This is a genomic window from Chloroflexus sp. (assembly GCF_034434295.1).
Taxonomy (GTDB): Bacteria; Chloroflexota; Chloroflexia; order Chloroflexales; family Chloroflexaceae; genus Chloroflexus.
The window spans coordinates 1-8,841 of the sequence record NZ_DAOTZQ010000144.1; the positions used below are offsets into that span (position 1 = coordinate 1).

Genomic DNA, 8,841 nt, shown 5'->3' on the forward strand with positions numbered 1-8,841 from the left:
TTTGCCGTCGCGGTGACAACGCAGCATGTGCTGCTGGGTTTTGTGGCGGCGGCTCTGATCGGTGCGCTGGTGGCAGTGGTGCTGGGCGTGTTCAGTATCACCCTCGGTCAATCGCAGACTGCGGTGGGTTTTGTGCTGGCGTTGCTCTGTACCGATCTTTCATCGTTTCTCGGTGCGCCGTTTGTGCGGCTGCCCGGCCCGGCGGTGCCGTTTATGCCCATGCCTGGTCTGGCCGATCTGCCGGTTGTGGGGGCGCTGTTCTTTCGGCACGATCCGGTGATTTATGCCAGTTTTCTGCTCATTCCGGCGACGGCCTATCTGCTCTATGCGACGCGCGTGGGGCTGATCGTGCGTGCGCTGGGCGAGCGTCCGGCGGCGGTCTATGCGCGTGGGGTTGATGTGCAGCGCTGGCGCTATGCGATGCTGATCCTCGGTGGGGCGCTGGTGGGGATCGCGGGAGCCGCCTTTTCCCTCGATCTCAAGCAGGGATGGAGCTACCGCCACACGTTTGGCGCAGGCTGGATTGTGCTGGCTATCGTGATCTTCGGTGGCTGGCGGCCATTACGGGTGGCGCTCGGCTGCTATCTGTTTGCGGCGCTGGAGATTCTGGCGACCCGTTCGCAGAGTGCGTTGCCCGATATTCCCGCCCAGCTTGTGCAGGTCGCGCCGTTTGTGCTGATGATCCTGGTGCTGGCGCTGGTGAATCTGGCTTCGTCGCCCCTGATCTTGCGTCGGGTTGCCACCCTGCCGGACGTCTGGCAACGACCGCTGCTGGCCGTGATCGGTCGGCTGCGGGCAACTGCGCCGGCAGCGCTTGGTCAGCCGTTTGAGCGTCCGTGATGAGGAACGCGGATAGCCGCGGATGCTGCGGATCGGCGCGGATGGGGGTGCGGATTTGATCTATCCGTGAGTATCCGCCTAATCCGCGCATTATCTGCATTCGTCCGTCCAATGCGCGAGTATTCGCGTGCAGCAGGGAACGCGGATATGCGCGGATGCTGCTCAGATTTGAATGGCACGTCTACTCTTCATTGCTCACGCACCGTGTGCGAATCGCAGCGATAATCCGTGTTGGTATGTAGCCATGATGGAAGGGATATGCGAGCGCGGGCGGGAAGCCTGCGCTGCGGTATAAGCTCACGGCTCTACAGGTCGCTCATCTGGTACAATTGAATCAGTTGCCTTTCTTGACAGCGTGGATAGATTGGGTGGAGTGACATATGCGACTCTCTGAAGACAAAGTGCGCCGGATTGCCGAGCGCCTGCACGATGAACTGGCCGAGCGAGGGTTACTGGCGTATCGCGATCAACCTGGTCAGCGTCCGAGTGATGGGCGGGCGTTGCGGGTGAAGGCGATTTATGACGCTATTGTTGCCGATCTGAAGATCGAAGAGGAGATCGACGCTGAGGTTGAGCGTATTCTGGCTACCTATAGCCGCGAGATTAAGGGTACCGAACGCGATATTCTGTTCCGTAAGCACAAAGAAGAGGTGGCCCGTAAGCGCGGTTATATTTTGTGAGTGCGGGCGCTTCCCCTATCTGATCCAGTACAGCAGTACGTAGTGTGGCCCAGTGTGCGGAACGACAAATTCGTCGCCGTGGGTGACGAAGCCGTAGCGGCGATAAAACGGCAGTGCGCTGCTCCGTCCGTGACACCAGACCAGATCACCGCGCTGTTGTTTTACATAATGAATGCCGGCGTCGAGCAGTGCTGTGCCGATGCCCTGGTGCTGAACGGCTGGTGCGACTCCCATACCGCGCAGTCGCCATGCCGCCTGTGCCGGTACGTCCGGGCAGGCTTCCGGCGCGAACGAGGCAATGCCGGTCAGGGTTTCGGCAATGAATGCTCCCAGATGGAGCGCAAGCGGATGATCGTCGCCGGCATAGACCAGTTCGGCAATGGTCTGGTGTGGACGCAGAATCTGCTGACGCAGCGGGCGGGTTTCAGCAGCGCTAATCGGACGAATGAGGTAGTTCATGGCTTCTGTTCGGGTTACTCCGGCGGGCGTCGAGGTAGTCTTGTAAGATGATCGATGCGGCTACCTGATCGATCTGGGCTTTGATTTTGGCCGGTTTGAGGCCAAGGTTGCGTAACATCTGTTCGGCAGCGACACTGGTTAGCCGCTCGTCGAACATCTCAACCGGGCACGAAAGTGCGCTGCTCAAAGTATCGGCAAAGCGTTGCACCACCTCAGCTTGTGGGCCGCGCTCACCACGCATCGTCAGTGGCAGGCCAACAACCACCCGGCTAACCCCACGTTCCTGTACCAGGTGCACAATTTGGGCGATGGCTCGCTCCAGGGGGTGGGCATTGATGGTCGTTAAGGGTGCGGCAATGCGGGCACCGGCATCGCTGATGGCAACCCCGATCCGCCGCTCGCCGACATCGAGCGCGAGAATAATCTGGTCATTCATGACGAATCCGCAATTGCCAGCTCCAGCCAGGGAAGCGATCTACGTTGTCGGGTAACTCAAATCCGGCCAGTCGCCCGGCGGCAACCAGTTCTTGCAGTGCGGCCTCGGCTTCGGTGCGTGTCCGACCCAATACAGCATTCTGAATAGCAGCCCGGGTTGCCGGATCAAGCTCGTTACCACAGGCCGGATCAGGCCCAATGCTGCCATCAATACGTAGCGTGGCACCGTCCCAACGCCAGCCCTGGACAAAAGCCGCACGGCAATCACCTGGACGCAACTGCCCATTCTGAATGAGCTGGCTGTTGAAGGCATCGGCTAACTGGCGTTGGAAAGCTGCCGAGTCTCCACTAATCGCCAATCCGCTGTAGCGCGACTGAACAGTGATCGTAAAAAAGGGATTGTCACGCGACAGCGATGTGCCAATCGGTGGATCGACGATCAGCTCAAAACCTGCTAACTGTTCAAGTTCCGCCCGACTGGGAGAGACGGTTGTTGGTTCGAGACGCAGGTTGTGCGCCAGCGCCAGGCCGTCGAGTTGTCGCCGGGCTTCCTGATCGAGATCGGTGAGCGCCTGAGCGAGATAACGCCGTACATCACTCTCTTTGATCACCCGCACCTCTTCATCAGTTCCACCACCAATCGCATCGTGTGATACCGTCAACAGACCACTGACCAGGTTAATTGTCGGCCCACCGGCGATCCGTAGCTCACGAATGGTATTGGCCGGAATGTTTGAGGCACTCCCCGGCGAGCGAGCCTCGATTTGTACCGCTGCCTCGCCAAACGTTGTGATAATCTGATTACCACTGCGCGTCGTTACGGCACCGGGCACAGTAACATCGGCCTTGCTGATAAACGGGATCGGTTGGTTGTCAGGCCCAAACGCTACGAACTCACTTCCTGCTGGGATGGTGATCGGTTGGGTGTTTTGATTGAACAGGGTGATGGCCCCGGATGCACTGCTTACCGGTGTGAGCACACCCTCGGTCACCTCCCCGTGCGTGCTAATGGCGACGGTCGTCTCCAGCGGTTCAGCATTGACTGCGTTGGCCGATGCAGTGCTCACCGCGGTTATCGGAATAGCCAGGCCGACAACCGGCGTTGTTTCGCGCACGGGCAAGCGTACAACGATGGTCACACTCTGGGTGACGACTATCAAGATACCTGTCAGCGCCAGGAGTATGATCAACCCGATGAGGAGTGCTCTGAAAAGCTGTGCCTGTGAGCGAGTGGTGGTTCGCGGTGCAGGAGTGGCTGCACGCCGTGTCGGAGGAGCAACTGGCTCCGGGCGCGGCTCACGGCGTGGTTCAGCCGTTGTGCGTTGGGTGCGATCAGCCTCGCTACGCCGCCCGATCTGGTCGGCGCGGGCAACTTCTGCCGCTGAAAGCTGGATGTCTTCCGGTCGCACACGGGGTGGTTGTGCGGAAGCCTCACGCGCAGAAGGGATTGGTGGCGGTGGTGTACCGGTACGCTCCTGCTCGAACGCTGCTGCCAGATCGTCGAGGGCATCAAAAAACTCAAGGTCATCATCTCCCATAGCCGGTGGTGTGGCCGGCGTTGATGGACTGGATGTGGTGGGGATTGGACGGGTTTCTGGGGCGGCGATAGGGCGTGTATCGGCTGCAACTGGCCGCTTCTGTTCAGACGGCGGTGCAAACAAATCGAGATTGTTACCGTTCGCCGCCAGTTCATCGAGGGCCGCCAGAAACTCTAAATCTTCTGCAGGCAGGTCTTCACCGGGAGTGAAGGGGGTAGATGGCACTGGAGCCTGGACGTGAGCGCCGGTGACTTCGATAGTTGCCAATCGACTCTGGCGGGCTGCCTTGAGGATGCCTGGATCTGAACTGATGATAGTCAGATTTATCCCTGCCGCTGTCGCCAGATCGCGTAGTGCGTCAGTACCGGCGACTCGTTGCAAGGCAACAGTACCCTCTGGAGCCAGGATTTGCACGTTGGCTGCGTGGGTGGTGCGCACTTTCGCCATCAACGACTCGGCAGTATCTTCTGGCAAGGCGAGAACCAGCGCCGTCTCATCCGTCATCATAGCCCCTCCCGGCTATCCACTTCCTCCAGTTGCACTTTGTGTGGTCCTTGCGGAGGGCAACTGCCGGCAGTTGCCCGTTTCCATGCGTCAGTATCCAGTATAGTATCTCACGACTACCCGGCCTGCCCGGCGAGTACCTCTACCGCTGCGCCGATAGCAGCGGCCAGCTTGTCGGGATGGCGACCTCCCGCCTGTGCGATCTCTGGTCGTCCACCACCACCACCGCCGACCAGGGCGGCCAGCGGTTTGACCAGTTGAACTGCATTGAGACCACGCCGTACCAGATCGGGAGTCACCATGGTGAGCAGTTGCGGTTTGCCGTTGATCTGAGCACCCAACACAATCACGGCATTACCTAATTTATCGCGCAGATACTCTCCCATTTCGCGCAGCCGATCAACAGAGTCGGCCTCAACTTCAGCGGCGAGGAGTGGCACCCCGGCAACATGCTGAACCCGACCCAGCAAAAGATCGAGCTGCTCGCGAGCCAGTTTGCTGCGGAGCGCTTCCAGCTCTTGTTTCCGCTGTCGGTGTTCGGCCAGCAGGGCATCAATTCGTTCGAGCAGTTGGGCTGGTTGGGTATTGATTCGCGTAGCAAGTTCACGGAGGGTCTGGGCCTGCTGTTCAACCCATCCTTCAGCGCCACGACCGGTTAACGCCTCGATACGGCGAATGCCACTGCCGATGCTGCCTTCGCTCACAATCCGCACAAAACCAATCTCGCCGGTATGATTGACGTGCGTGCCGCCACACAACTCCAGGCTATCACGAGACGCAAATTCACCTTCGGCGAGCTTCTGACCGCGCTCGATAGTCACGAGGCGTACTGTATCACCATACTTCTCGCCGAAGAGGGCAATTGCGCCACGCGCCATCGCGTCCTGATAACCGGTAATTTCCCAGCGCACTGTGGTATCGGCACGTACCCACTTATTGAGCCGCTGCTCAACCTCGCGCAACTCCTCGGGATCAACCGCTTTGGTATGGGTAAAGTCAAACCGTAACCGATCAGGTGCCACCAGTGAACCGGCCTGAGCTGCATGCTCGCCAAGCACATCGCGCAATGCCCGTTGGAGCATGTGGGTGGCCGTGTGGTTGCGTTGAATGTCGGCCCGTCGTATCACATCAACGGTCGCCTGCACCTGATCACCAACGCTGATCCGTCCATTCACCACCCGACCGTAATGCACAATTAGTCCCGGTAATGGACGCCGGGTGTCCTCAATCTGAACCGATCCTTCTGGCCCTACCAGCAGACCGGTATCGCCAATCTGACCACCGCTTTCAGCGTAGAATGGGGTAGTGTCAAGGACAATCTGCACACTCCGACCGGTATCGGCGCTGGTCAGCGCCTCGCCGTCGCCCAGCATACCGATCACCGTTGCCCGGTCACTCAACCGCTCATAGCCGGTAAAGTGTGACGCAGGCAGATCGAGTTCGGCCCACAGATCGGCTTCACCGCCGCGCTTACTGGCCGCCGCTGCCCGCGAACGTGCCCGTTGTTCGGCCATTGCCGCTTCGTAACCGGCTTCATCGACCGTCAATCCCTGCTCGGCGGCAATCTTTTGCGTCAGATCGAGCGGAAAGCCATAGGTGTCTTTCAAAACAAAGGCATCATTACCGGGAATAACCTGCTCGCCCCGTGCTCGCACCTGCTCGATCACCCCTTGCAGGCGTGTCAGACCACCGTTCAGGGTGCGCAAAAACTGGCGTTCTTCCTGATCAGCAGCACTCAAAATCAGCTCGCGGCGTTTCACCAGTTCAGGATAGGCCTCACCCATTTGCTCGATAACCGACGTGATCACGTCGGCAAGGAAAGGTCGTTCAAAGCCAATCGTGCGTCCCTGATAAGCGGCCCGGCGCAAAATGCGGCGCAACACATACGAACGTCCCAGATTACCGGGTAGCACACCATCAGCAATCAGAAAGGCGATAGCGCGAGCGTGATCGGCAATTGCACGGTAGGCACTGCGGTGGGCGTGGTAGTGCTGCTCGTCACTGCCGCGTGTCTTGATGATTTGATTGATGATCGCGACGAAGAGATCGGTCTCATATGTGCTATGCACACCCTGCATCACCATGGCCATGCGCTCTAGCCCCATGCCGGTATCGACCGACGGGCGTGGAAGCGGCTGCATGGTAGCCCGGTCGTACTGCATAAACACGTTATTCCAGATTTCGACGTAATTCGGATCATCGGAATTAACACCCTCGGCCCGCATCTGGCTCAGGTCGTCACCGATATATATTGTGATCTCAGAGCAGGGGCCGCAGGGGCCAGTATCACCCATCACCCAGAAATTATCTTTGCGACCGAAACGCAGCACACGCGATGGATCGGCACCCTGGGCAATCCACAGCGCAGCCGCCTCATCGTCTGGTGGCACCTCATCGTCACCGGCAAACACCGTAAACCACAAGCGTTCAACCGGCAACTTAAACTCTTCGGTCAGCAACTTCCAGGCTAAGGCAATTGCTTCGGCTTTGAAATAATCGCCAAACGAAAAATTGCCCAACATCTCAAAGAAGGTATGGTGACGCGGTGATGGCCCTACCTCTTCAAGGTCATTGTGTTTACCGCTGACACGCAGACATTTTTGGGCGGTAACGGCCCGGCTATAAGGGCGTTGTTCGCGACCCAGAAATACATCTTTAAACTGCACCATACCCGAATTGGCAAACAGCAATGTCGGATCGTCAGCAACGACCAGCGACGAGCTGGGCACGTGGGTATGGCCATGACGGATGAAGAAAGAAAGAAACGTTTCGCGAATCTGAGCAGCAGTAAGTTTTTGCATAAGAGTATGGCCTGTTCAACAGCCGATGAAATGACAGATAAGCCTCTTCCTGAGCTTATTGTAGACGATTGTAGTGTAGACCGTCAACCATTTTGCGCTCTCACCTGAAGCAGTTTATCATAAAAATGTACAACACCGCTGTCAGGTGTTGCTGCCCAGATAGCCGGTAGCAGTCGTATCAAGCGCGCTCCACGCAGGCCAGGTACCGCCTGATCGGATCGTTCGTTGGAGATGATGTATGCCCCTATCGATTACTGAGATCAGCGCGGAAACCTACCCGGCGGCACTGGCATTTTTACGCCGTTCACCCTATCGCAATGCGATCAGTTTGGCACAGATGACGCAGTTGCGCACATCTTCGTATACGCTCGTCGCATTGAGTAACGACACAGTCGTGGGTATTGCGTCGATACGTCATGATCTACCGCTACCCCGATTGTCATTTGTTGTGGATTTTCCCGGTGTTTTACCGCCTTTGCTTACCGGCCTGGTTGAAGTCCAGCCGCACCTGCAGGACCAGCCGGTTGGCGTACTGTTACCGCTGGCGCGTATGCCATTGTTGAACGGGATGGTGCAGGTTGAAGAGAGTCGCTTGCTCTACCAGATGGTTGCCGAACCGGAGACGCTGCGCCTGAGCGAACAACCCGCTGCGCAGCGTTTGTCTGCTGATATGCGAACCGATCTTGCCGCGTTACACAACGCTACCGCAGCCTGGCAAGCCTGGCATCCTGACAATGGCCCAGCCTTTGGCGTGGTTGCTACGAATGGTCAGCTTCAGGCAATTGCGGCTACGTGTTTTGCTACGTGCGATGTGATCGAGATTGGCTGGGCAATGCAGCCTGCGGCTGTGTCGGCATTGCAGGGCTGTATCGGAGCGCTAGCCCAACTCTGTTTTGGCTTGGTGTCACGGGTGTATCTGTTCGTCGAGGTAGGCGATGACGACATCATTACCGGTTGTCGGTATCTGGGTTTCTGGCCCGCCGAGCGGTTTATGTGGATTGTAGCTCGTTTGAATCTGACATGATTGTTATTGACATTGCAGGCATATCTGTGCTACACTCACAATAGAATAACGCATCGCGTCATACTCGAGCATTCAACCATTTTCAGCAACAATGAAGTTGTGCTCGGCTCAACGATGAACAGGAGTTCCGTATGGCATTCGTCACCCTTCCCGCCAGTCTCACCCGAATGTTTCAACAGGTTCACGTTCCGCTATTCGATACGATTCGTGCATTGCGTAGCGTAACGCCACAAGAGATCGGTCTGCTGTGGAAGAGCATCACGTCCAAGCGACGCCCCAGGCGCGTGCCGCCAATCAACAGCGATTTCTACGATATTCTGGCCGACCTCTCGCCCGAAGAGCGGGCGATTCAACAAAAGATTCGTACCTACATGGAAGAGCGGGTTCGCCCGCTGGCAAACACCTATTGGGAGCGTGGTGAATTTCCGCATGAGATTGTGCCGGGCTTTGCCCATCTGATTGCCGAGACCTTCGGGACGCGCCCGTACAAAATCGATGCCCTTGGCCCGGTGTTGACCGGTGTAGCCTGCATGGAGCTGGCCAGAGTGGATCCCTCGATC

8 protein-coding genes are annotated in these 8,841 nt (G+C 57.8%); 4 read left to right on the forward strand and 4 right to left on the reverse strand.

Annotated elements, in window-relative coordinates:
- The coding region (locus VAE57_RS18235; RefSeq protein WP_322823251.1) for an ABC transporter permease at positions 1-840 on the forward strand (840 nt) is incomplete at its 5' end.
- A gap of 380 nt (positions 841-1,220) precedes the next feature.
- Positions 1,221-1,520 (forward strand): DUF507 family protein, encoded by a 300-nt coding sequence (locus VAE57_RS18240; RefSeq protein ID WP_322513551.1) that lies wholly within the window; start codon positions 1,221-1,223, stop codon positions 1,518-1,520.
- Positions 1,521-1,535: 15 nt separating this feature from the next.
- Here the strand turns inward: VAE57_RS18240 and VAE57_RS18245 are convergent, their stop codons facing one another.
- The 4 genes from VAE57_RS18245 to alaS form a co-directional block, all read right to left on the reverse strand.
- Positions 1,536-1,979: a GNAT family N-acetyltransferase gene (locus VAE57_RS18245; RefSeq protein WP_322823252.1), complete on the reverse strand. Its 444-nt coding sequence runs from the start codon at positions 1,977-1,979 to the stop codon at positions 1,536-1,538.
- Entirely contained in the window at positions 1,954-2,415 is a 462-nt protein-coding gene (ruvX, locus tag VAE57_RS18250) for a Holliday junction resolvase RuvX (RefSeq protein ID WP_322823253.1), read from the reverse strand. The genes VAE57_RS18245 and ruvX overlap by 26 nt, the downstream gene beginning before the upstream one ends.
- Complete coding sequence (locus VAE57_RS18255) at positions 2,408-4,459, reverse strand: baseplate J/gp47 family protein (protein WP_322823254.1); 2,052 nt, start codon at positions 4,457-4,459, stop codon at positions 2,408-2,410. Before VAE57_RS18255 ends, ruvX begins: the two co-directional genes overlap by 8 nt.
- Before the next feature lie 113 nt (positions 4,460-4,572).
- Entirely contained in the window at positions 4,573-7,257 is a 2,685-nt protein-coding gene (alaS, locus tag VAE57_RS18260) for an alanine--tRNA ligase (protein ID WP_322823255.1), read from the reverse strand.
- A gap of 238 nt (positions 7,258-7,495) precedes the next feature.
- Between alaS and VAE57_RS18265 the strand changes: the two genes are divergently transcribed.
- Both VAE57_RS18265 and VAE57_RS18270 read left to right on the forward strand, forming a co-directional pair.
- Positions 7,496-8,281, forward strand: coding sequence for a hypothetical protein (locus VAE57_RS18265; RefSeq protein ID WP_322823256.1), 786 nt, complete (start codon positions 7,496-7,498; stop codon positions 8,279-8,281).
- A 131-nt stretch (positions 8,282-8,412) separates the two neighbouring features.
- Positions 8,413-8,841, forward strand: a 429-nt coding sequence (locus VAE57_RS18270; protein ID WP_322823257.1) for an acyl-CoA dehydrogenase family protein, incomplete at its 3' end; no start/stop codon positions are given.

Coding starts and splice junctions, on each gene's coding strand:
- VAE57_RS18240 (WP_322513551.1), top strand. CDS start 1,221: ATGCGACTCTCTGAAGACAAAGTGCGCCGGATTGCCGAGCGCCTGCAC.
- VAE57_RS18245 (WP_322823252.1), bottom strand. CDS start 1,979: ATGAACTACCTCATTCGTCCGATTAGCGCTGCTGAAACCCGCCCGCTG.
- ruvX (WP_322823253.1), bottom strand. CDS start 2,415: ATGAATGACCAGATTATTCTCGCGCTCGATGTCGGCGAGCGGCGGATC.
- VAE57_RS18255 (WP_322823254.1), bottom strand. CDS start 4,459: ATGATGACGGATGAGACGGCGCTGGTTCTCGCCTTGCCAGAAGATACT.
- alaS (WP_322823255.1), bottom strand. CDS start 7,257: ATGCAAAAACTTACTGCTGCTCAGATTCGCGAAACGTTTCTTTCTTTC.
- VAE57_RS18265 (WP_322823256.1), top strand. CDS start 7,496: ATGCCCCTATCGATTACTGAGATCAGCGCGGAAACCTACCCGGCGGCA.